Raw genomic sequence first — 23,039 nt, forward strand, 5'->3', positions numbered from 1 at the left:
TTATTAAAAATATTTACTGTTTCTTTGAATGAGATTCCTCTCGCTGGTAGGAATGAAGATATAAAAAAGCGGAGTAAAACTCCGCTTCAACTTAACCAAACCCCAATCAAAACTACCAAGAGTAATTTTTCTTTTTTGCTTGTTTTTTGATAGCCTTAATCATAACACTTTCTAATTCATTTTTTTTAGAACTTTCGCGTTGTTTTTTTGCTACATAAGACTTTCTTTTTTTATTTAACTCTTGAATTTTTTGCTGAATTTCAGCACGCTCTTTACGTTTCTTTTCAACATACACTTTAATTTCTTTGGCAGATTTGTTTTGTAACTGTTTAGGAAGTTGTTTCTTTTTTAAAGAGCTGTAATCAATTTCTTTTTCCTCTGAAGCGTCCACCAAATCCCATTCAGCATTCTTATATAGTTTAGAACTTTTAGTTACAGCACGTTTAACTACTACAGCTTCATCTAAACTTTCAGCATTCATATCTTGTTTAGCTTGATTACTATATTTAGAATACCCATAAGAACCATAGTGAATGTAAGTGTCATTTAAGCGTTTGTTTAAAATAATAATATCGTTATCATAAGGAGTTACAATATGTACAATGTGTTTGTTTTGATTAATAGTCATATAATCACCACCTCCATAAATAGCTCCGTCTTGCCATCTTCCAGTAATACCTTGGTTATAATCACCACAAAAAATAGTATTTATGGTAATATCTTTTTCTTTAGCATTTGTAATAGCATCTCTGTAATTAATTTTTCCTTGAGTAAAAGGTTCATTTCCTGCAATAAAAATCATTTTTAAATCACGTTTGTTAGCTCCCCAATCTAATTCGTCTAGTGACGTTTGTATTACCTGACCACAATATTCACTACCACCATTAGTACTCAAAGAAAAAAGATGCTCAGAAATCTCATCTAAATCACTAGTAAATTGTAAAACTTGTCTGATATACCCTTCTCTAGAAGATAAACTTGAGTTTCCGTATTCGTACAAAGCTATTTCTAAGTTAGGTGTGGTACCGTTACATTTAGCATACGATAGTTCGTTCACAATTTCCCATAATTGTGCTTTTGCCTGATTGATAAGTCCATCCATACTATTACTTGTATCTAGTAATAATGCAACTTTAACGGTTTGTTTTTTTACTTTTCTTGTACGTTGATTTTCATTAGCAAACGTAGTTGTTGTTAGTAGTACTAAGCAAAAGAAAAATACTTTGAATGCGTGCGTTTTCATAATTTTTGTTTTTAGTTATTAATTGGGTAAAAGTTTGATTGGTGTTAATTTCTATTCAAAACTACCCTCAACTTTTTTCTTAAAAAATCAAGAATGAGTAAACGCACTATTTTGTTTAGGGAAATGATAAGTTAAATGAGTAAGCCTCATTTTTTAACTACTTTTTATAGTGTTTTAGAGAGTTAACCGTTTTTTTGTATGGTATTTTGTGAGTATGTTTACAGTAAGAAATAAAGAATGAAGAAACTTATTTACATACTATTACTTCCTATATTTTTACTGAAGTTTTCATTAACTTATTCCCAAGAAGATAAAGAACTATCAAAAGAATTTTCAGTAAAAGTTCAAGTGGTGAGTAAGGAAACAAATCGTCCCATTAAAGATGCGAGAGTAGAAGTAAACGGACGAACTTTCCGGTTTTCTGAAATAACGGGAAACTATACTGTAAAAGCAACAGCAGGAAGCCAATTGGAAGTGTCACATCCTAATTTTAATCGTGTTTTCTATACAATTAAAGATGATGAAGATATAAAGGTAGAAGTTGAAGGATTTACATCTAAAAGAAAATCAAAACTAAGCTCTTATAGTAAAAGAAAGCAAGTAGGTTTATACTCACAATATTTAGATTCAGTTGAGTTCTATAAAAAGAAAGATATAGATAAAAGTTTGTCTTTTGTTGAAAAAACGTTGTTAACAAATCCTAATAAAAGTCAAAGAGCAAATGTATTCAAAGAATTAGCAGATGTGTACTTTTATTGGAAACAGTATGATTTAGCGGTTGAGAATTATCAAATTTCTTTACAAGAAGTGAATTCGCCTAGAATTCGTCTGAAATTGGCTAAAGCAGCGTTTTTATCTGAAGATTATAGTAGTAGTGAACAAAACTATTTGCAAAGTTTACAAAGCGGAGTATTAAATAATTACTTGCGTTTAACTGCATATCAGGGGTTAGGAGATGTGTATTTAGTCCAAAAAAACTATAACAAGGCTAAAGCAAACTATGAAAAAGCATTAGCAATTGCGAAAAAGAACTTAATCACTCCTAAAATAACAGATTTAAATTCTAAACTAGCAGAAGTTTTTGCCGCTCAAGGAAACACACAAAAAGCTGATGGATATTTTAAGAACTCTTTAAAATTAGCATCAGAAGAAAACAAGAAACGTTCGTTAAAGGAACAGCAAAAAGTTGCTGATTTTTATAACAAATCTCAACGATACGACGAAGAAATTCAGTTGCGAAAAGAGAGCTTAAAAGAAGCAGATGATATAGTTGTAGAGGCGGAGAGTAACGAATCGTTAGTTGATTCAATTACTTCACAAAAAATCAATTATAAAATAGGTAATGCATACATGCAAAAATCTGAATATGAAGAAGCAATTCCATATTTAAAAAAGAGTATTGCAGATGCAGATAAAAACAAAGATTTAATCATTCAAAAAGATGCAACCAAGCGCTTATCAGAAGTATATGCAACAGTAGGAGATTATACGGAAGCTCTAAAAACTTATCAAAATTATGTAACGTTAGTAGATACGCTGTATTCGAGAAAAGAGCAGGAAATTCAGCAGGTAAAACGTTTTAGTAAGCGAATTTCAGACAATCAAAACAGGATAGCGAGTTTAGAAAAAGATAAAAAATTAGCAGATAGTAAAATCAGTTTAGCATATAAAGATCAGCAATTAGTTCAGGAGAGTAACAAGCGACAAAAATGGATTATTTATTCATTAATAGGAGGTTTTTTATTGATGATTCTGTTAGTGTATTTTATGTTTAGAACCAACAAGCAACAAAAATTAGCAAACAATTTATTGGCATTAAAATCGATGCGCTCACAAATGAATCCGCATTTTATTTTCAATGCATTAAACTCAGTAAATAGTTTTATAGCAGTAAATGATGAACGAAGTGCAAATCGATATTTATCAGAGTTTTCAGTATTAATGCGTTCTGTATTAGAAAATTCAGATGAAGATTTTATACCGTTGACTAAAGAAATTGAGTTGTTAGAATTGTATGTTAAATTGGAGCATAATCGATTTAAAGATAAGTTCGACTACAACATCCATATTGAAGAAAGTATACCGCTGGAGCAATACTCTATTCCACCAATGTTACTACAACCGTATATAGAAAATGCTATTTGGCACGGGCTTCGATATAAAAAAGAAAAAGGAAAACTTCAAATTTCGATGCTTCCTAAAAATAATGAGTCTATCACAATTTTGATAGAAGATGATGGAATAGGAAGGGAGAAATCAATAGAAATGAAGACAAAAAATCAACTCAAACAGAAATCAAAAGGAATGAGTACTATTAAAAATAGAATTGCTATTCTGAATGATATGTATCAAGATAAAATATCTGTGATGGTTTCTAATGTTTTTGAGGACGGAAGTGGGACTAAGGTTGAATTGACACTAAAAAAAGACGAAAATTAGCAATGAAAATAAAAGCAATTATAGTTGAAGACGAGCAAATAAGTAGAGATATTCTACGAAATTATATAGCTAAATACTGTCCTAATGTTGAATTATTAGGAGAAGCAAGCAATATTGAAGAAGCACAAAAATTAATTAAAAAACACGAGTTAGACTTGGTGTTTTTAGATGTAGAAATGCCTTTTGGTAATGCTTTTGATTTGTTAGAAAAAGTAGAAAATAAAACTTTTGAAGTAGTTTTTGTAACTGCTTACGATCATTACGCCATTGAAGCATTAAATAATCAAGCAACTTATTATTTGTTAAAGCCAATTTCTATAGATGAGCTAATTAAGGCAGTAAGCATTGTAACAGAAATTAAAGAAAAAGAAAATGAGTTAGAAACTGCTGTGTTAATGCCAAAAGCCATACATCAAGTAAATGGAAAGATAACCATTCCGCAGCAAGATGGGTTTGAAGTAGTAGCAGTAAATGAAATTTTATTTTGTAAAGCAGATGATAACTATACTGAAATATACTTTGAGAACTCTAAAATATTAGTGAGTAAAACACTAAAATATTTTGAAGAAACCTTAAAGAATAACTCTTTTGTGAGGGTACATAAATCGTTTTTAGTCAACGTTAATGAAATTTCAAAATATAAAAAAGGAAAAGGAGGAAGCGTAATATTGTCAAACGGAAAAGAGATTATGGTTTCAGCATCTAAAAAAGCAAATTTATTATCATATTTTAAATAAAACTATGCCAATTATAAAATCAGTAAGAGGAAAACATCCACAAATTCCAGAAAATTGTTACATCGCAGAAAACTCAACTATTGTAGGTGATGTACAAATGGGAAAAGAATGTAGTGTATGGTTCAATGCAGTAATTCGTGGAGATGTACATTATATAAAAATGGGAGATAAAGTAAATGTGCAAGACGGAGCAGTAATACACGCAACATATCAAAAATCACCGACTACTATCGGAAATAATGTTTCCATTGGTCATAATGCTTTAGTGCATGGATGTACTATTCACGACAATGTGTTGGTGGGTATGGGAAGTATTATAATGGACGATTGTATAGTAGAGTCAAACTCTATAATAGCAGCAGGGGCAGTTGTAACTAAAAATACGCATATTGAAAGTGGGAGCATTTATGCAGGAGTACCAGCAAAAAAAGTAAAAGATATTTCTAAAGAACTTATTTCTGGTGAAATTGACAGGATTGCCAATAATTATGTTAAATATTCAGGTTGGTTTAAAGAGTAATTGAAAAGTAAAAAGCCCGGTTCTGTTTCCAAAACCGAGCTTTTTTCAATCAAAAACTAATTTATTAAGAAGTTTAGCTTATTTTTCCTCTTGATGCTTTTTATGGTGTTCCCCTTTTCTGAACTTTTTATGATCACCCTTTTTTTGATGTCTTTTCATTTTTCTTGCAGTCATTTTCTCATAACGTTCATATTGTTGCTCATTTAAAATACGTTTCATTTCACTTTTATGAGCAATTTGCTTATCTAACATTTTACTTTTCATAGCATAACGTTCATCAGCTGTAGCCTTTTTACCGCTTTGTTTCATGGCTTTTCTTTTAGCCCACATTTTTTGTTTTTCAGCAACTTGTTTTGCTATTAAAGGCTTGATTTGCTTTTGTTGAGCTTCGGTTAAATCAAGTTGTAGCGTCATTTTTTTTACAGCTAGTTCTGTTTTTTGCTCAGTACTTAACTCCTCATGTTTTGTCTTATCGCTCTTTTGTGCTTGAGTAGTAACAGTAAAACCAACCGCTAAAATCAAGATTGTTAGTAATTTCTTCATGTTATTAAATTTTAAGGTTCTTTAATTATTTACGCTTCTAAGACCATTCCAGATTAAAAAAGTTTAAATTTGAAATCGTTTTTAACACTTTTTTAATTTTTTATGAAGTCATTTTTTAGAATTGTTTTAAGGTTTTTACTGCTAGCTGTAGGATTGTTTGCAATCTTTTTTTTCTGGGCATCGTCCCCAACAATGGATGAAGCAGAATATGCCAAAGTTATTACACACGACTACACTAGCACGACTGATAATGATTCAATCTACAGCATAGTAACTTATAATATTGGTTATTTAAGCGGAATGACAAATAACAGAGCAATAGCAAAACCTAAAGAATTATTTGATTCAAACTTAAGAAAGGTGCTTACAGAGGTTAAAAAAGTGAATCCAGACATTATTGCTCTTCAAGAAGTCGATTATAATGCAGCAAGATCCTATGAAGTAAACCAAGAAGAAAAATTAGCAGAATTAGGGTATAATTATGTGGCAAGAGGTGTAAATTGGGATGAACACTATGTGCCGTTTCCATATTGGCCGCCAAGCATGCATTTTGGTAAAATAGTTTCAGGTCAATCAATTTTGAGTAAATACGAGCTAAAAGATTATAAACGCATAGTTTTAGAGCGAGTAGCTGACAACCCATTTTATAGAGATGCGTTGTATTTAGATAGATTGGTACAAGTGGTAAAAGTTACTTTAGGAGGAAAAGAAGTAGTTGTTATAAATCTACACTTAGAGGCTTTTGACAAAACAACACGAGTACGTCAATTTGAATATGTATTGAATCTTTTTAATAAGTATAAAAAAGAATATCCAGCTATTTTGTTAGGAGACTTTAATTCAAAAGCAAGAGATAAAGAGGCTATTGTTAGAAAAATGTTTGCAATGGATGGAGTAGGAAATGCAGCCTTTTTTGTTGAAAATCCTGAAAATACATTTGATACAAAAAATCCAGTAGAACGTATTGATTATATTTTTTATACTGAAGATTCTATAGAGTATGTAGAAGGAAGTGTGTTAAATGAGTTCGGACAAGCATCAGATCATTTGCCAGTAGAAATGAAATTTAAGTTAAAATAAATAATGAAACTCGGTAATTTACCGAGTTTCATTATCGTTCTATTTTTTCTCTAAAATAGTAATATGTTGTCACAATGCTGTATAAAGGTTTGAGCATCGATTTATTAAATTTAAAGCTTTTTTCTTTTCTTTGTTTTAACTTCTTTTTTTACATAACTACCACCTAGAGTAACTTCTTTTAATTTTACTAAGCCTGTTTCTTCAGCCTTATCTATAGCAATAGACAAATTCTGACTTTCTAAAATAGCTTTGATATCATGAAATTCATCACACCAAACTTCCTCTTGGTTTTTATCGAGGTTTGGGCTACGTTCGTGACTTCTGTTTTTATCGGCAACAACTCGTGCTTGGATACGACTTAGGTTTTTGGGGCTCATAAACTCTACGCCATATAACGAACTTTTTGCTTTCTTTACTACTAAACTTCCGTTTTCAACCCATGCAGTTTCCATTGTGTCATTAACTTCATAACCTGCATTTTGCAATGCCTTTTTAATAGCCTTTCGTCGGGCTTCAACAATGATTTTCTCCGAAATCTCAGCATATAAATATTTAGCTTTTTCTAAGGCATTTTTTATATCATCTAGATTATCTGAATTAAGTAATACTGTCCATTTATCAATAAAATTCAGGTTCAATTCTAAAGATTCCAATTGGTCAACGGCTGTTTTAAGTTCTTCTTTAGCTTCTCGTAATGCTAATTGATTTTTACTGAATTCGGCTACCTGGATAGTTAATGAATCCAATAACAAATCGTAATTAGGGGCTTCTTCATCTAATTCGGTACAACGATCCATAAACTCCTGTATTTTGTTCTGAGAAATTTCAGAAATATACATTTTCTTCAATGCGTTTTCCAACTTTTTTAGTCTGGAAACCACTTTAGGACGATTGGAACGCCATTTTTGCACAGATAGCAAGCTTTCACCAGAAGATAATCGTTCTTGAATAGCTTTTTGTTCATCTGTTAATGTTTGAGAGTCAAAATAAGCTTCTTTTAAAAGGCTGTACAAATAATCTACTTTTTCACGGTATTCTTCTATTTCATTTATATTTGATGGAGTGTCGAAATCTTGAAAATCAATACTTTTCTTTTTAAGTAAGAAACGTAATTCGTTATGTGTACTCTTTAGGTTCTTAAATGATTCCCATTTAGAAGTTCTAATTTTAACTACTTTTTTTACCAAATTCTTCTTTTCCTTATCTAGAAACTCAATTTGTCCAGAAACTTCTCGCTCTATTTTTCTATAATTATCTTCTGAAATATTTTGGTAATACTCCAATGTTTCATTCAAAGCAGTTTGAAGTTCTTCTGTAAACATATTGTGTTTGATGGCATAAGCCTTCACTTGTTCTATTTTGTTTTTTAATCGAGTTAACCACCTTTGCTTTATCAATTTTCGCTCTGCTGGGGTAACGATTCGTATAACTTTTGGTCCGCTCATGGTGTTATGTTTAAAGCATTTTCTATGGCGTGTTTCAGCCTTAATTTTTCATTCTCTGTATCTTGTAACCACTTATAAGAGGTAGTTCTATGTATATGAGGAATCGATTTCTTCAAAATCAATGGACGCCATATTTCACGATGTCTTGCATTTTTAAGTAATGGATTGTGAGGTACATCGCATTCAACCCCAATTACAAACCTTCCTGTTTTTTTGTCTTCAATGGCTAAATCTAAATAAAAAACATTGTTATCATTATTTTCTACGGTTTCATAGCCCAAACTGTGAATGTAGTTTTTAACAGTATTTTTAAAACCATCATTTTTTAGTGCTTTGCTTTCTTTGGTTTTTCTTGATGAAAGTCTTTTTAATGATTGATTAGCAACTTCTATCTGATTATCAAAATGTGTTTCAGTATATTTCAAATAACCCTGAATGTAATCTCTTGGTTTTGATGGAGATCGTCCAGTGGAAAGCATGTCAGAAATATCTTTAATGGGCATTGAAGTGGCAATAACAACTTTATGTCTTGCCCTTGTAATAGCTACATTGAGTCTCCTTTCTCCTCCACGATGACCGAGGGCTCCAAAATTGCGGCGGAAAACTCCTTGTTTATTAAAACCAAATGTAGTGCTAAACAAAATCATATCACGTTCATCTCCTTGAACATTTTCTACGTTCTTAACAAAAAAGCCCATGGCTTCTCCTTCTTGTTGTTTGTTACGTTCACGATTTAAAGCTTCCATAAAGACTTCATCTGAAAGTGCTTTTTCTTCAATTTTATCTTCTATAAGATCTGCCTGCTTTTTATTGAAGGTTACAATACCTGTGCTTAAAATTTCATTTTCGGGCAACTGCCAATGGTTATATAAGTATTCAATTAGTACTTCAGCTTCAGTTTCGTTGGTTTGTTCATTATAAATACCATTTACTCGAATGACTTCTAGTGGTTTTGTTTTTTCAATTACGTTTTTGGGATGATAAGCAGGAATGTGTAATTGACCAGAATAAAAGGCATGATTAGAAAAGTTGATAAGCGCCTTGTATTGAGAACGGTAATGAATTTGAAGTGTTGTGGTGGGAAGAACCGTTTTGGCTAATGTCAATAAATCTGGACAATCTTTGACTTCTTTTTTATTCCAAGCCTCTTCGTATAGTGTTAACTCTTCTTCAGAATTATCCTCACTGAGTTCGATATTTAAACCTACACCTTCGTCATCATCCATTTTATGACCAAAGAAATTTGCCGGAGGCATTTGCTTTTCATCACCACTTATAATTACACGTTTTGCACGATAAAGTGAGGGAATAGAATGATCGATTAACATTTGAGAAGCTTCATCAAAAATTACCACATCAAACAACCCTGCTTGTAATGGTAAGGCTTGAGAAACTACCTCTGGACTCATCAACCAAATTGGACGAATATCCATTAAACCTAAATCGTCACCTAAATGAATAAATTCTCGAAGTTTTTTATAGTTCTGTCCTCGTAGTCGCGTAATGCTGTGCCATCGTGATTTTGAGCCAATTTTTTCAAAATCATAGTTTAGGGTAAGTAATTCTTTGTTTAATGCTTTTATTTCAGCCAAATTATTTTCCAGTAATTGTACATTTTGGTCAACATCACTATCAGCCATTAGTAAGGCTGGTGTTTGCTTTTCAATACGTTGTTTCCAACCCAACAAACCTTCTCGTCGTATTGTTTTTCGGATAATTTTAGACCAACGTTCTGAAGTATATTGAGCAATTTGCTCTTCGTAATTTCTAAGAATAGTTAAAAGGTGTAAAGTGATGTCTTGTTGAGGTTTACCTCCTAGTCTTATCCTGAATTTTTGATATGGAATAAAGTGGTTAATGTCCTGAGACATCATCTGAACAACCGACAAATCTACATCGTTATTTTTTATGTTTGAAAGGAAAGTTTTAAAACTAGAATCTTCTAACCATTGTTTTAGGTCAGTCAGTTTTTCGTATGATTCTTGTCTTTTTTCAAAACGTTTATTGGCATTGTTCAACTCTCTTATAAAGTTCTGAAACTCGACTTTCTTACCAGATTTCAAAACTTTTTTAGCTTCGTCTTTTAGAGGGCATTGTTTTAGTGCTTTTGCTAAAACAATCGTTTCCAATAGTTCGTTAATTTTACCACTAATTTTTACAGCAAGAAACTTGGGTTCGGTATTAGGCTCTAGTGTGTTGTTTAACTTTCTTAATACATTATTAAAGTGATTTCGATATGCTCTAAAAGTAATTTCGTATTCCGAATTTGTTTTTAGTCGGTTTATACTTTCTTTATTAGTATGAAGTTTAAATTTTTTGAGAATTTTTTTCAATCGAAACTGATGTTTCCATGTTAAAGGGTTAAGAAACTTAAAAATGGATTTGTTTAGGTGATTATCACAAGCTTGAATTATTTTTTCTAGAGTTTCATCTTCAGATTGTATTAAAAAAATAGAAAAATTGACTTTTTTATAGTTGAAAATCAATTTTTTGAGATCTTCCAATAATTTTTTCAAATCATTAAGAATATCATCGCCAATGGATTTTTCATTGAATTCATCCCAAATCAAATCAAACCAAATTTTAGCATTTTTGGCTTCTTTATCAGTAATATTTAGGAGTTTTTGTTCGTTTTTATACAACCATGTTCTATAGAATTGAGCGTGTTCATTATCATAGACACCTGTGGTTTGTTTTATACAGTCTACTCTTTTTGTTTCAACCTCATTAAATCGTTCTATATTTTGTTTAATTACTTTTTTTGTAGCGTCATCATATTGTGTAATTTTTAAATTAGAGAGTGCATTATCTTCATATTTCGAAGGTAGCCAATCATGTATTAACGTGCTGATTTCTGTTTCAAGAATATTCAATTCATCTGCTGAAATGTTTTCTAAAAAATTCCGTGCCTCAGGAATATCAATATAATCATTGTCTTGAATTTCAATGAGTTCTGATAAAATGTTTCGATAACTTGCGCCTGCTTGTTCATCAAGTACATGAATCTCCTTAGAGATTGTATTTAATTCCGATTCCAGTCTGTCTATTTGTTTGGTTAGATCATTTCGTTTAAATGTAATTTTTTTAAGTATATTTTGTTGTTCGGATTCGTTTAAATCTAAAGAAACCTGTTCGCGAATACTCCGAATAATTTCTTGCCTGTCTTTGGTAATATCAGTGATAGAGAGTGCTCTTTTGTCTAGGCCTACGGCTTCCAAGCGCTTCATAATTACCTGAATTGCTGCTCTTTTTTGAGAGACTACTAATACTTTTTCTTTCCTTCCAATACAATCGGAAATAATATTGACAATTGTCTGACTTTTCCCTGTACCTGGAGGACCTTCAATCACAATACCAGGTTTTAACCGACTATGTATTACTGCACGTTCTTGTGAAGGGTCTACATTTACTACAGTAAAGCGATTGTTTTCTGATTGTATAGGCTCATATTCGGGTATTTGTGGTGTGTGGATTCTTAAAATTGGTTCCATAGCCGTTCCCGAATGTGGTAGTTTTTGAAGCAAACGCAAATCTTCACTAATTGATTGACCTGTAAAATTAGCGTTAAAAATCACTCCAGAGCCATGTAGTTTCAAACCTGTATTTTCCATCATATAAGTGATTTCTGGATGGGTAACAAGCTTTGAAGTCTCGGATTTCACAAATGAACCGAAAGCATCTATAACCTCTGAAATACTTAAAGATTGTCTACTTAAAACCTCTTGATAAATTTGTGTTATTCTTTTGTATTCCTCAGCCTCTAAGGAACTTGAAAGTGCTGGATTCAGTCGGATTTCTTCACGAACCTTGTCAAAACCAATTTCTAATGTAGGATTTGAACGGTTTTTAAAATCCAGTGTAATTGGCCATAGGATAATAGGCAAGATTCGGGGGCGATTGTTTTTTTTGAACTGATTAATTAAAAAAGGAAATCCTAAATACAAAGAATCCAAACCTGTATCGCGCTTAAAGTTTGCTGTTCGTAAAGCTAATCTTCTTGTTCGGTAACTAAGTAATGGGTCTTGACTGAAACTTAGTGGGTCTATTTTTTCCGTACTTGATGAGCGATTAATAATACTATTGAGTAGTTTTTCAGAAGGTTTTAAGGGTGTACCCAATGCTTTTAAATCTAAACGAGGGGAATGTTTAGAAATAATTAACCTTACCAAAGGTCCTCTGGAGGCAGTATGAATAATCTTTCTTTCAAAAAAATTCAATAAGCTAGACGCGTATTCATGCTTAGGTGGGATGACCCATTCTTCTTTGGGAATTGATAAACACAAAATCGATTGCAATATTGGTAGTCGCCTTTCTATTCTGAAACGATCTGCCCAACGATTTAAGTGGTCGTTATTACTCTGCGAAAAGCCCTCTAAATGTTCATGTAGTGATTCGTAAATCTCTAATCTGGGTTTTATTAGAACCTCTCGGAAGAAGCTTTCATTAGACTCAATTTTTATTTTTATCGCCAAATTAGAGGCATCTTTAATCAATTGCTCTAAGGGGATAAATTGATCCTGTTGGGCGCTTAAAACTAGTATTAAATCTTCTTCACTGAGTCGGATGTCTCCCATTAAATCCGATAGACTGATGTTTTTGGCATCAGGATAAATTTGACGTAAAAGATTTAATTCAGATTTTAATCGCACCCTAGAAGTGCTTAGAGAATTGATCTTGAACTTATCACAATCTAATTCAATATCCAAACTCTTTGCTTTATGTAATACATTTTGCTTTCTACTTTTAAGGTTGACCAACCATTTTTCGCGTGAAAGAGTATCCAAATAATCAGGAATGTCTCCTACTATAAGTTCTGAAGCGAGTGTAGGGTTGCTAAGCAACCAAGCAGGAATAATAATTTGTCCTCGCCAAGTAAGCGGTAAAGCTTCATTGAGGTGCATTAAAGCTAATGAAAATCGCCATTCTAAATCAATATTCTCTTTAGAACGCAAATTTCTGATAGTAGCAGTTATTTTACCTTCGCCAAGGGTTTCTTTTATCCAATTTGAAATTTCACCCGAAGTAAATAAAGCCAAACCTTCTTCCCAGTTATTCTCCTCAGCTGCTGCAAGTGCAAAATAGCTTACATTGGTATAGAATGTATCTCCGAGTTGTATAGTTTTTTCGTTTTTATGATCAACCTCAAGAGTAACTTCTATAGGAGGTGTAACGTATTCTTTATTCAACCATTTTTCCACTTGTTCCCAACGCCATCGTTTTAGAGGGTCCCTACACAACAAACCTTTTAGTAATAAAAGTATACGTTCATCAATGCCTTCTGGAATTTGAACACCTCTGGTTACCAAATGGATCATAAATGCTTTGTCGTTGATACCTTGAAAGAATGTTCCTTTGGTAGTTTGCTCTAAAACTATCATTCCTAAACTCCACCAATCCGAAGCAGGACTTACTCCACCAATTATAGCTTCCGGAGCTGTATATCTGGTTAATTGTAAAGGTGTATCGGTATCGAGGTCATAATCTGATAATCTTGCAGAACTGTAATCGATAATCACCAAATCAAAGGTTTCATTGTCACGGATGAGAATGTTTTTGGGACATAGATTACGATGCCTAAAGCCCGCTTCTGAGAAATCTCGAAGTGCTCGACTAATTTCATTTACCAGAGTTTCAATTCTATTTTCTTTGATATATCCTAAATCATTGAGAGATCCTCCTTGGATATGTTCTGAAACTTCAAAAAAGCGATTGTTACAATAGCCTGTTTTAACCAATTGTGCAATATGATCCACATCTGCTCGGTGTAGTACATCATAAATTGCTTTATCAGGTTCAGAATTTTCATGATAATAAGTTAAAAAAAAGCGTTTACCATCAGTATCCTTAACTAAAAAACATTCTTTAGTAGCTCCTGAAATCTCGACAGATTCAATAATGGTATATGAATCTATTTGTTTAATAGTTTCTTCTTCCTGAACTGTTAACTCTTGAATATCAGCACCACATTCCATGCACATAAAATCGTCTTCTCCAACTTCATGCTCGTTTTTACAAAATCGTTTGATTGATTCTTCAGCTTCATGTTGAATTTCGACTCGGCCGCCAACTGGAGTTTGGGGCACATTCATCAATAACCAACTACAAGGTGAATTACCGATTATATTTTGACAATACATTTCAGTTACTGGTCGTTCACTATTACATGCAGGGCAAAGTCGTACGTATTTCATTTCTTGTTTTGCTTTATTACCGATTGTGTGTTAGTTATTTCAACTTCATTTTTCCGAAAGCTTTCCGTTATTTTATTCATTCCATTAATAGGTATACCCGCCATCCAAAGTGTCTGATCATCAAACTGTATGTCCAATTTCTTATCGGGTTTTTTGCCCAAGTATTTAGTAAAGCTTTGTTCTCCTAAATCAGTAAGAAAATGAATTTGTTGATTATCACTTCCTAATAAGGCTTGGGTTTGAGTTTTTGTATAGTCATAAGGTTCAGAAATCAACACATCAATCAATTCTTCTTGTATAACTTTTTTATTTTTTAACTTCTGAAAAGAATATCCGCTATATACTAGAACGGAAAGCTTATAAGACTTAAGAAATTTTAGTAACTCTTCTAAAGCAGGCTCTTGATCAAAAGGTTCGCCGCCAGAAATAGTAATGCCATCACATTTTGGAAGCCACTTTTTTAGTAGATTTGTCACTTCTTTTATATTTATTGAATTGCTGTTGAACTGCCAGGTATCTGCTGAAATACAGCCTTCACAATGTATAGAACACCCTTGGAACCAGATACCAATTCTTTGTCCTGGGCCAAGTGTAGTTACTGGAAAATGTAAACGTGAGATTCCTATATCCATTCGATTATTTTTTATTTAGATGAATGGTAGTACTTCGGTTTTCAAAAGAAATAGAAGTTGCTTCTATCGTTTCTCCTTTAATTGGATTTAATGTGAATAAAGCTCTGGAAAAAGGTGAGATAAAATGATATTCAATTTTATTTCTAATACCTCTACCGCCATTATTCAAATCAGCAACAGATAATTCTTTTAGCGTTTGCATTACTTCGGGATGAATATGTAGTATAATACCCAATTGTTTTTGAATCCCTTTAATATTATTTTTCATCATCATATCAAAAATCATTTCACCAACATCTTTACGTATATAATCAAAAATAATAATGTTGTCTCCAATTCTATTGAGTAGTTCAGGTCGATTGAGTTCAAACTTAAAATAGCTTTCGATTTCATGTCGTACTTTCTTTTCAACTGTTTCAAAACTATCTTCATAAGTTACATTTGGTAATCGTTCACCTGTAGTCGAATTTTTATAAATCCCAAGGTTTGAAGTGAAAATAATCAGTGCTTCAGAAAAATAAACGGTGTCACCTCGTCCACTCGTAAGTACTCCGTCGTCTAGAATTTGAAGAAATTTATCTAATATTCTAGGGTGTGCTTTTTCAATTTCGTCAAATAAGACTACACTAAATGGTTTTTCTCTGATAGCATTGGTGAGTTCACCACCAACATTATAACCAACATATCCTGGAGGAGCACCAATTAACCGTTGATCTGAATGTTCAGCGCTAAACTCAGACATATCAAACCGAATATAAGCACTTTCATCACCAAATAATAAACTGGTCAAGGTCTTAGCCAATTCGGTTTTCCCAACACCTGTAGGTCCTGCTAAGAAAACTACACCTCTTGGGCGGTTATTTTTTTTAGAATTCCCCACTCCAGTGATGGCCCGTTTTACAATATCCATAATATGTTGTACGGAATGGTTTTGCCCCTTTACACGTTCTTTGATATAAGCTTCACCGTTTTCAATTTTGCTACGTTCAATTTTCATCCAAGGGTCTTCAGTTACACCCACTTTGTATCGTCGTACTGCATCTGCAATCATGGAAATTGGTATAGTTTCTGACCTAGCTAACTCTATAATTGCTACTAAGTCTAACAGTAATAAGCCTTCGGTTTCGTCTACAAATTCAGTAACTATAGCATCTACATTGTTTTTGTCTTTACTTAAGCTCTCTATAATTGGATGCACTAATCTTCTACGAGCAATATGATTGGGTTTTCCAATAGGTATATGTCTTATTTTTGGGTTGTTAACTACCATCCAATCGGGCAAGTCACCTTCTTTATCTACTATCCAAATTACGATATTATAATAAGGATTTGGAGGGTTGCCGTAAGGTCTGGTTTCTGTAGTTTGAGATAAAATATGAGCCATACTAAATGAATCGTGCTCTGCTTTTACCAGATTTTCAGGGTTCATTAAAAACTGAGAGGCGAAATCGACAATCAAGCCAATGGGTTCATCAGGATAGTGAATAATCCTTTGCAATACGGTATTAAAGGTTTGTAAGTCGTTATAGACACCTTCTTGCTGAAGTGGGATTTGAAGTTTTTGAAAAAGAGCTTTTTTGTCTTCTGGGGTTTCTGTAAAAAAAGGAATATCAAAACCAGTCAATGGATTGTAGTAAATCACATGTGCATAGCCCATGCTTTTTAATTCCGAGTCTATTACATTTTCTAATCGATGCCAACTGTAGGTGCCAAAATCGTTTTTCAGTAACTGAAAATCCTTAATATTACCTGAAAGGAAAAATTGACTTTTTAAGGGGACAAACCTTCTGAAATCTTGTAACCAGCGAGATTTGGTGTTATTCATTCTTGTTTTATTTTAACTCATTTATCACAACTTTTAAAACGCTTAATGCTTAACTCTGATTAACATTAACAGCAAGAGTATAGATTTGATCTGTTAACCAAAGCGTTATAACGTTTACTGCATGTAGCGCAAAAAACTTAATGAGTTGATTAATATTTTCATGTTTTGCAATTTTTTTTCTTTCAACCTTACTCATAAGAGAAGCATCAATACTCAACAATGTTGAGAGATATATAAATAGCGTGTTTCATTGTTATCTTTAAGATATGATAAGGCCTTACAAAAGTGTTAATCGGTCTTGTTTTAACATGACCAATTTAAAAATAAACAAATATATAACTACAAAAATGATTAAAGAAAATTTGATTATATATAAGTTTTTAAAAAAGCAAGTACTTATAAGCTATATTTAATAAAGGTTTTAACAAGAATCCTTTAGTTTTATGTGTACTGAAACTGCTAAAATTGAAATAAAAGTTTACACTCCTTTGATGATAGGAGCAAGAATTGATGTTTAAAATAATTGTAGTAATAAGTGTTGTAGCTATGGATGTTTTACTTTTTTTGACTAAAAAACCCGAACAAATTTGTTCGGGTTTTTATCGTGGTGCCTCCAGGAATCGAACCAGGGACACAAGGATTTTCAGTCCTTTGCTCTACCAACTGAGCTAAGGCACCAGTCATAGCTTAAAAGTAACATCTTTAAAATAAAACTCGTAACAAGCGCTACGAGTTTTATTGTGGTGCCTCCAGGAATCGAACCAGGGACACAAGGATTTTCAGTCCTTTGCTCTACCAACTGAGCTAAGGCACCAGTTGCTACTTTCGTTAAGCGGATGCAAATATACAATCGTTTTTTAATTATACAAAGTAAAAGCTTTAAAAAAATGTGCCGTAAATTTACAAGCTCTAAGAAATGAAATATGTACTTAATTATTGATGTAGGCAATACAAGAGTTAAAGTAGCTGTTTTTGAAATAGATACTATTAAAGAAGTCTTTACTTTTGAAAAAATAAATATAATTCCAGAACTGAAAAAAATAATTTCAAATTTTTCAATTTCGCATAGTATTGTGTCATCTGTAGCTAATTTTACAGATGAGGAAATGAAAAAAATAGCAGAACTTTTGAATCCAGTTTTTTTGGATTCAAACACAAAAGTTCCATTTAAAAATTTATATAAAACGCCAAAAACATTAGGAGTTGATAGAATTGCATTAGCATCAGCAGCTATAAATACATTTCCAAATAAAAATGTGTTAGTGTTAGATGCAGGTACATGCATAACCTACGATTTTATTATAAAAGGAGGAGCGTACTTAGGAGGCGCTATTTCACCAGGGATAGCTATGAGGTATAAAGCATTACATAATTTTACTTCAAAGTTACCGTTACTAGAAACAAGAGAAGTAGAAAACTTTATTGGTGTTGATACAGAAAGTTCAATTCATTCAGGAGTTATCAATGGAGTTTGTAATGAAATAGACGGAATTATAGCACAATATCAAAAGAAATATCCAGATTTAACAGTAGTTTTAACAGGAGGGGATACATATTTTTTGTCAAAACAATTAAAAAGTGTCATATTTGCCCATCCAAATTTTGTTTTGGAGGGGTTACATACTATTTTGATACACAATTTAGCGAATGATTAAGAGATTTATATTAGGAGTTTTTGTACTAACTACGTCGGCAATATTAGCACAAAGAAACAGTGCTTCACCATATTCTTATTTTGGTATTGGTGAAAATTTTGAGGCAGTAACAGTAGAACAAGCTTCTATGGGAGGTATTGGTGTTGCAATGAAAGATTATCATCACCTAAATTTTACAAACCCAGCGTCAAATGCTGATTTAAGGGCTGCAACCTATGCAATAGGAGGTAGCTTAACTTTTTTAACTGTTAAGGAGCAAGATGCTTCTCAAACAGGAAACTCAACAAGTTTAAGATATATTTCATTAGGATTTCCTATTGGAAAAAAAGCAGGATTATCTGTCGGTTTACAACCTTTTTCATCTGTGGGGTATTCTTTGTTAGATGATGCTAACGCCGATGACGTTACTTTATTTACAGGAGAAGGAGGGGCTAACAAGATATATGCAAGTTTTGGTATGTATGCATACAAAGGCTTGTCTGTAGGAGCAGAAGCAAGTTTTATTTTTGGAAACATAGAAAATAGTGTTTTAAATCAGAGAGCTAATGTAGCTTTAGCTACTAAACATGAAGAGTCTTTTAATATTAGAGGTGGACAGTTTAAGTTAGGGTTACAATATAAAACAGAATTAAAAAATAAATTACAATTATCTACAGGTGCATCATTCACAATGACTACAGATTTATCTGCAAGAGGGTCAGAGAAGATGTACTCATTATCGTTTAGTGGATCTGGGCAAGAGATTCCAAGAGACGAATTATTTAATAGATCTCTAGACGGAAATATAAATGTACCTCTAAAAAGTGCTTATGGTTTTGGTCTAGGAAAAGAAAATAAATGGTATGTAGAAGTGAATCAAGAGTTCCAAAGTGCTTTAGGAAGTAATAGTGTTTTTATAGCTAATGGATCATCACATAAATACGATGACTCAAGTAAGTTTGCAATAGGAGGGTACTATATACCAAAAATTAATTCAATTTCAAGTTATTGGGATAGAGTAACCTATAGAGCAGGTTTGCGTTTTGAAGATACAGGATTATTAGTAAAAACTACTGATAATTTTACTTCTGTAAAAGACTTTGGCATAAATGTTGGATTAGGATTGCCATTACCGAGACAATTATCAAACGTAAATGTTGGATTTGAGTACGGGCAAAGAGGAACGACTAACAATAACTTAATAAAAGAAAACTACTTTAACGTAAGATTAAGTTTATCTTTGAATAGTCTTAAGTGGTTCCATAAGAATAAAATAGATTAACAAAAACTGAGAACGATGAAAAAAATTACGTATTTACTAACAGGATTATTTTTGTTTGTAGCCGTAAATGGAGCGAAAGCGCAAGCAAGCCAAGAATGTCATATCAAGTATAACCTTTTTAAAGGAGATGCTACAACTAAGAAATATGCCCAAGCAAAACCTAATTTAGAGTACTTGTTAGATAATTGTGCTTCATTATCTATTAATATCTATAAATATGGAGCTAAAGTTGCTGAAAACTTGAAAGATCCTGTTTTAGCCAAGAAAGTATATGAAACAAGGTTAGCTAATTTCCCAGATAAAGACCCAGCTAAAGCACATAGTGATTATGCTGATTTTTTAATAGAAAATAAATTAGCTTCAGATGATGAAGTTTTTGAAATCTTAAAGAAGGCTTACGATATCTCACCAAAAGATATGGGAGTAAAAAATATCTTTTTATATTTCCAAATGATATCGGATAAATATCAAGACTCTAATCCTCAAAAAGTTTTTGATACTTATGATGATGTAATGGAATCTGTAGAAGAAAAATTAGAAGACTACAGTAAGAAGATTGCAAAATTACAAGAGAAAGATTCTGTAGGAACAATTACTTCTAGAGAGAAAAGAAACTTAAGAGCTTATACGATTAACTCAGGGTTGTTAGGTAAAGTTGAAGGAGGTTTAGATGCAAAAATCTCTAAGATAGCAACATGTGAAAGATTAATACCTATTTACTCTAGAGATTTCGAAGAAAACAAAACTGATGGTGTTTGGTTAAAAAGAGCAGTATCAAGAATGTATAATAAAGAATGTCAAACAGACCCTTTATTTGAGAAGTTAGCAAATGAGTATGCTAAGGTAACTCAGTCAGCAGATGCATATAACTTCTTAGCAGGAGTTTTAGCTAAAAATGGAGATAACGCTGGTGCTGCTAAAATGAGAAAGAAAGCGTTTGACTTGGAAACTGATCCATTTAAAAAAGCTAAGTATAAGTTAAGAGAAGCTCAAAGTGCTGGAGGAAGTAGAGCTAGAGCTTTAGCTTACGAAGCATTAAAGTACAACCCTAATATGGGTAAAGCATATTTATTCATTGCAAGTTTATACCAAAGAAGTGCTAACTCTTGTGGTAGCGATGAGTTTGAAAAAAGAATGGTGTATGTAGCTGCTTTAAATAAGGCTTTAAAAGCTAAAAAAGTTGATCCAGGATGTGGAGCTGGAAGATATATTTCTAGTTACAAAAAGAATGTACCATCTAAAAAGTTAATTTTCCAAAAAGGAATGTCTTCAGGAGCTAGTTATAGAGTTGGATGTTGGATTGGAGAAACTGTTCGTGTACCTTAATTGAAGTTAATGCTTAAAAGAGCAAAACATATATACAATAGCATTGCTACCATTTGTTTGGTGGCAATGTTTTTTTCTTGTACCAATTCAAAAAAAGAGGTGCGAGATTTTCTTGCTGATAAAAATTTACCAGTAGGTTCAGCAGTAAATATCTATCATGTCCATAAAGATTCAGGAAGAATAAGTTCAAAAACAAAAGCACCTGTTTTTTATGATTACTCTAATAGAAAAGAACACCCATATAGTGAGTTTCCTAAAGGAATTGAAATTGTAACAATTGATAAAACAGGGACAGACTCAACAACAATTTCAGGAAACTATGCTTTAACCTACAACAAAACAAAAGTATCTGAAATAAGAGGAAATGTGGTTATTACAAATCATACGAATCAAACAAAGCTAGAAACTAATCAATTATTCTGGGATCAAAATGAACACTACTTTTTTACAGAAGATGGTTTTCGGTTTACAACTCCAGAATCTGAAATTAATGGCTTTGGATTTGAGTCGAGCGAAGATTTGAGTAAGTGGATAGCTAAAGATATTACAGGAGATATAGAAACAACACAAAAAGATATATAATGAACGCACTTTGGAAATATTTACAATACGGATACTTAATTATAGGAGTGATCTTTTTTGTTGAAGGAATTTTGAAATGGAATTCTGATAGACAAGAAGCGTTTATTATGTTTGGATTTGCTATCTTTATCATATTAATTTTCTTCTTTAAACGACATTTTAGAAGAAAAGTAGAAAAAAGAAACAAAGAACGTTAATGCAACCCGAACTCTTAATTATTCTTACTTCTATTTTATTTTCAGCCTTTTTTTCTGGTATGGAAATAGCTTTTATTTCAGCAAATAAACTTCACATAGAGTTAGAGAAAAAAGGGGATGGAATACTTTCTAAAATTCTAACCAAGTTAACTGAAAAATCTTCAAAGTTTATTACCACTATGCTAGTAGGTAATAATGTAGCTTTAGTAATTTATAGTTACTTTATGGGAGAGCTGTTGATGGGATGGTTCCAATCCTTTTTACCTTCAGACTATACAGTTGTAAATTATGTACTGTCTGATGTAAGCCTACTAACACAAACACTTATTTCAACAGTAATTATCTTGGTAACAGCAGAGTTTTTACCTAAGGCTATCTTTAGAATTTATGCAAATGAAATGCTAAAGTTTTTTGCTATACCTGCTTATGTTTTTTATGTTATTTTTTATGGAGTTACATGGGTAATTACTAAAATTTCAGATTTTTTCTTGCATGTTTTTTTCCGTACAAAAGAAGATGAAATTCAAACGGAGTTTAGTAAAGAAGAACTTGGGAACTACATTTCAGAACAATTAGATGCAGGAAATGATGAGGAACAGGTAGACTCTGAAATTCAAATATTCCAAAATGCTTTAGAGTTTCACAAGGTAAAATCTCGTGAAATTATGGTGCCTAGAACTGAAATTGTAGCGGTTGATTTACACGAAACAGTAAGTAATCTAAAAAAAATATTCATAACAACAGGTTTATCAAAAATTTTGGTTTATAAAAACTCTTTAGATGATATTTTAGGTTATGTAAATGCTTTTGAGCTTTTTAAGAAACCACGAACTATTAAGGCAATTTTGTTACCAGTAGAGTTTGTGCCAGAATCTATGATTATTAACGATGTACTTAATAATTTAATAAAAAAACGTAAAAGTATAGCCGTTGTAGTTGATGAATATGGAGGTACTTCAGGTATTATTACTGTTGAAGATATTGTTGAGGAATTATTTGGTGAAATTGAAGATGAACACGATACACAACAATTATTAGAAGAAAGAATCAGTGAAAATGAGTTTAACTTTTCAGCTCGTTTAGAAGTTGACTATCTTAATGAAGAGTATAACTTAGGCATTCCAAAGGAAGAAGCCTATGAAACAATTGGAGGTTTTATTTTAAACCATACTGAAACAATACCACTACAAGACGAGGTTTTACATATAGAAAACTTTCAAATTAAAATCTTAAAAGTAAGTGCAACCAAGATTGATGATATTTATTTTAAAGTAACTGGTAAAGAAGATTAATTTTCCTTCTTTTGCCTAGAACTCCCTCAAAAACAGCATAAAAAAACATTGCATTATTTAATGTGAAATTG

General features: G+C 32.2%; 16 protein-coding genes and 2 tRNA genes. 10 read left to right on the top strand and 8 right to left on the bottom strand.

Going from position 1 to position 23,039, the window contains the following annotated elements; all coding sequences use genetic code 11:
- Window positions 1-112: 112 nt before the first annotated feature.
- A complete protein-coding gene (locus ACTPNM_RS04910; RefSeq protein WP_440120844.1) occupies window positions 113-1,243 on the bottom strand; it encodes a hypothetical protein in 1,131 nt (376 codons plus the stop codon).
- A gap of 237 nt (window positions 1,244-1,480) precedes the next feature.
- On the opposite strand from ACTPNM_RS04910, the gene ACTPNM_RS04915 reads away from it, so the two are divergent.
- Genes ACTPNM_RS04915 through ACTPNM_RS04925 form a run of 3 tightly spaced genes read left to right on the top strand, consistent with a single transcriptional unit; the run spans window position 1,481 to window position 4,939 of the window.
- Complete coding sequence (locus ACTPNM_RS04915) at window positions 1,481-3,682, top strand: tetratricopeptide repeat-containing sensor histidine kinase (RefSeq protein WP_440120845.1); 2,202 nt, start codon at window positions 1,481-1,483, stop codon at window positions 3,680-3,682.
- A gap of 2 nt (window positions 3,683-3,684) precedes the next feature.
- Entirely contained in the window at window positions 3,685-4,419 is a 735-nt protein-coding gene (locus tag ACTPNM_RS04920) for a LytR/AlgR family response regulator transcription factor (protein ID WP_440120846.1), read from the top strand.
- 4 nt (window positions 4,420-4,423) lie between these two features.
- The gene (locus ACTPNM_RS04925; RefSeq protein WP_440120847.1) at window positions 4,424-4,939 is read left to right on the top strand and encodes a gamma carbonic anhydrase family protein; all 516 of its coding nucleotides are present in this window, start codon (window positions 4,424-4,426) and stop codon (window positions 4,937-4,939) included.
- Between the two features lie 78 nt (window positions 4,940-5,017).
- On the opposite strand, the gene ACTPNM_RS04930 is transcribed toward ACTPNM_RS04925, so the two are convergent.
- Window positions 5,018-5,482, bottom strand: a complete 465-nt coding sequence (locus tag ACTPNM_RS04930; RefSeq protein ID WP_440120848.1) for a Spy/CpxP family protein refolding chaperone — start codon at window positions 5,480-5,482, stop codon at window positions 5,018-5,020.
- A 102-nt stretch (window positions 5,483-5,584) separates the two neighbouring features.
- On the opposite strand from ACTPNM_RS04930, the gene ACTPNM_RS04935 reads away from it, so the two are divergent.
- Window positions 5,585-6,562, top strand: a complete 978-nt coding sequence (locus ACTPNM_RS04935) for an endonuclease/exonuclease/phosphatase family protein (RefSeq protein ID WP_440120849.1) — start codon at window positions 5,585-5,587, stop codon at window positions 6,560-6,562.
- A gap of 110 nt (window positions 6,563-6,672) precedes the next feature.
- Here ACTPNM_RS04935 and ACTPNM_RS04940 read toward each other — a convergent pair whose 3' ends face one another.
- The 6 genes from ACTPNM_RS04940 to ACTPNM_RS04965 form a co-directional block, all read right to left on the bottom strand.
- Window positions 6,673-8,007 (bottom strand): coiled-coil domain-containing protein, encoded by a 1,335-nt coding sequence (locus ACTPNM_RS04940; RefSeq protein WP_440120850.1) that lies wholly within the window; start codon window positions 8,005-8,007, stop codon window positions 6,673-6,675.
- The gene (locus ACTPNM_RS04945; RefSeq protein WP_440120851.1) at window positions 8,004-14,198 is read right to left on the bottom strand and encodes a protein kinase domain-containing protein; all 6,195 of its coding nucleotides are present in this window, start codon (window positions 14,196-14,198) and stop codon (window positions 8,004-8,006) included. The genes ACTPNM_RS04940 and ACTPNM_RS04945 overlap by 4 nt, the downstream gene beginning before the upstream one ends.
- Window positions 14,195-14,830 (bottom strand): 4Fe-4S single cluster domain-containing protein, encoded by a 636-nt coding sequence (locus tag ACTPNM_RS04950; protein ID WP_417799396.1) that lies wholly within the window; start codon window positions 14,828-14,830, stop codon window positions 14,195-14,197. The genes ACTPNM_RS04945 and ACTPNM_RS04950 overlap by 4 nt, the downstream gene beginning before the upstream one ends.
- A gap of 4 nt (window positions 14,831-14,834) precedes the next feature.
- The gene (locus tag ACTPNM_RS04955; protein WP_440120852.1) at window positions 14,835-16,655 is read right to left on the bottom strand and encodes an AAA family ATPase; all 1,821 of its coding nucleotides are present in this window, start codon (window positions 16,653-16,655) and stop codon (window positions 14,835-14,837) included.
- A 605-nt stretch (window positions 16,656-17,260) separates the two neighbouring features.
- Window positions 17,261-17,333 (bottom strand) — tRNA-Phe (locus ACTPNM_RS04960).
- A 63-nt stretch (window positions 17,334-17,396) separates the two neighbouring features.
- A tRNA-Phe gene (locus tag ACTPNM_RS04965) sits at window positions 17,397-17,469 on the bottom strand.
- A gap of 109 nt (window positions 17,470-17,578) precedes the next feature.
- Between ACTPNM_RS04965 and ACTPNM_RS04970 the strand changes: the two genes are divergently transcribed.
- Genes ACTPNM_RS04970 through ACTPNM_RS04995 form a run of 6 tightly spaced genes read left to right on the top strand, consistent with a single transcriptional unit; the run spans window position 17,579 to window position 22,968 of the window.
- Window positions 17,579-18,310 carry a type III pantothenate kinase gene (locus ACTPNM_RS04970; protein ID WP_440120853.1) on the top strand — a complete coding sequence of 244 codons (732 nt, stop codon included), beginning with the start codon at window positions 17,579-17,581 and terminating at the stop codon, window positions 18,308-18,310.
- The gene (locus ACTPNM_RS04975; protein WP_440120854.1) at window positions 18,303-19,571 is read left to right on the top strand and encodes a hypothetical protein; all 1,269 of its coding nucleotides are present in this window, start codon (window positions 18,303-18,305) and stop codon (window positions 19,569-19,571) included. The genes ACTPNM_RS04970 and ACTPNM_RS04975 overlap by 8 nt, the downstream gene beginning before the upstream one ends.
- Window positions 19,572-19,586: 15 nt before the next feature.
- Window positions 19,587-20,897, top strand: coding sequence for a hypothetical protein (locus ACTPNM_RS04980; protein WP_274639196.1), 1,311 nt, complete (start codon window positions 19,587-19,589; stop codon window positions 20,895-20,897).
- Between the two features lie 9 nt (window positions 20,898-20,906).
- A complete protein-coding gene (gene lptC, locus ACTPNM_RS04985; RefSeq protein WP_274639197.1) occupies window positions 20,907-21,479 on the top strand; it encodes an LPS export ABC transporter periplasmic protein LptC in 573 nt (190 codons plus the stop codon).
- A complete protein-coding gene (locus ACTPNM_RS04990) occupies window positions 21,479-21,676 on the top strand; it encodes a hypothetical protein (RefSeq protein ID WP_330487512.1) in 198 nt (65 codons plus the stop codon). The genes lptC and ACTPNM_RS04990 overlap by 1 nt, the downstream gene beginning before the upstream one ends.
- Window positions 21,676-22,968 (top strand): hemolysin family protein, encoded by a 1,293-nt coding sequence (locus ACTPNM_RS04995; protein ID WP_440120855.1) that lies wholly within the window; start codon window positions 21,676-21,678, stop codon window positions 22,966-22,968. The genes ACTPNM_RS04990 and ACTPNM_RS04995 overlap by 1 nt, the downstream gene beginning before the upstream one ends.
- Window positions 22,969-23,039 lie beyond the last annotated feature (71 nt).

This window comes from Tenacibaculum sp. Ill (genome assembly GCF_051938915.1).
GTDB lineage: Bacteria > Bacteroidota > Bacteroidia > Flavobacteriales > Flavobacteriaceae > Polaribacter > Polaribacter larymnensis.

What these genes read in the sequence shown, in the direction of transcription:
- ACTPNM_RS04920 (WP_440120846.1), top strand. Translation starts at nt 3,685, where the DNA reads ATGAAAATAAAAGCAATTATAGTTGAAGACGAGCAAATAAGTAGAGAT.
- ACTPNM_RS04915 (WP_440120845.1), top strand. Translation starts at nt 1,481, where the DNA reads ATGAAGAAACTTATTTACATACTATTACTTCCTATATTTTTACTGAAG.
- ACTPNM_RS04955 (WP_440120852.1), bottom strand. Translation starts at nt 16,655, where the DNA reads ATGAATAACACCAAATCTCGCTGGTTACAAGATTTCAGAAGGTTTGTC.
- ACTPNM_RS04970 (WP_440120853.1), top strand. Translation starts at nt 17,579, where the DNA reads ATGTACTTAATTATTGATGTAGGCAATACAAGAGTTAAAGTAGCTGTT.
- ACTPNM_RS04940 (WP_440120850.1), bottom strand. Translation starts at nt 8,007, where the DNA reads ATGAGCGGACCAAAAGTTATACGAATCGTTACCCCAGCAGAGCGAAAA.
- ACTPNM_RS04935 (WP_440120849.1), top strand. Translation starts at nt 5,585, where the DNA reads ATGAAGTCATTTTTTAGAATTGTTTTAAGGTTTTTACTGCTAGCTGTA.
- ACTPNM_RS04945 (WP_440120851.1), bottom strand. Translation starts at nt 14,198, where the DNA reads ATGAAATACGTACGACTTTGCCCTGCATGTAATAGTGAACGACCAGTA.
- ACTPNM_RS04990 (WP_330487512.1), top strand. Translation starts at nt 21,479, where the DNA reads ATGAACGCACTTTGGAAATATTTACAATACGGATACTTAATTATAGGA.
- ACTPNM_RS04930 (WP_440120848.1), bottom strand. Translation starts at nt 5,482, where the DNA reads ATGAAGAAATTACTAACAATCTTGATTTTAGCGGTTGGTTTTACTGTT.
- ACTPNM_RS04925 (WP_440120847.1), top strand. Translation starts at nt 4,424, where the DNA reads ATGCCAATTATAAAATCAGTAAGAGGAAAACATCCACAAATTCCAGAA.
- ACTPNM_RS04980 (WP_274639196.1), top strand. Translation starts at nt 19,587, where the DNA reads ATGAAAAAAATTACGTATTTACTAACAGGATTATTTTTGTTTGTAGCC.
- ACTPNM_RS04995 (WP_440120855.1), top strand. Translation starts at nt 21,676, where the DNA reads ATGCAACCCGAACTCTTAATTATTCTTACTTCTATTTTATTTTCAGCC.
- lptC (WP_274639197.1), top strand. Translation starts at nt 20,907, where the DNA reads ATGCTTAAAAGAGCAAAACATATATACAATAGCATTGCTACCATTTGT.
- ACTPNM_RS04910 (WP_440120844.1), bottom strand. Translation starts at nt 1,243, where the DNA reads ATGAAAACGCACGCATTCAAAGTATTTTTCTTTTGCTTAGTACTACTA.
- ACTPNM_RS04950 (WP_417799396.1), bottom strand. Translation starts at nt 14,830, where the DNA reads ATGGATATAGGAATCTCACGTTTACATTTTCCAGTAACTACACTTGGC.
- ACTPNM_RS04975 (WP_440120854.1), top strand. Translation starts at nt 18,303, where the DNA reads ATGATTAAGAGATTTATATTAGGAGTTTTTGTACTAACTACGTCGGCA.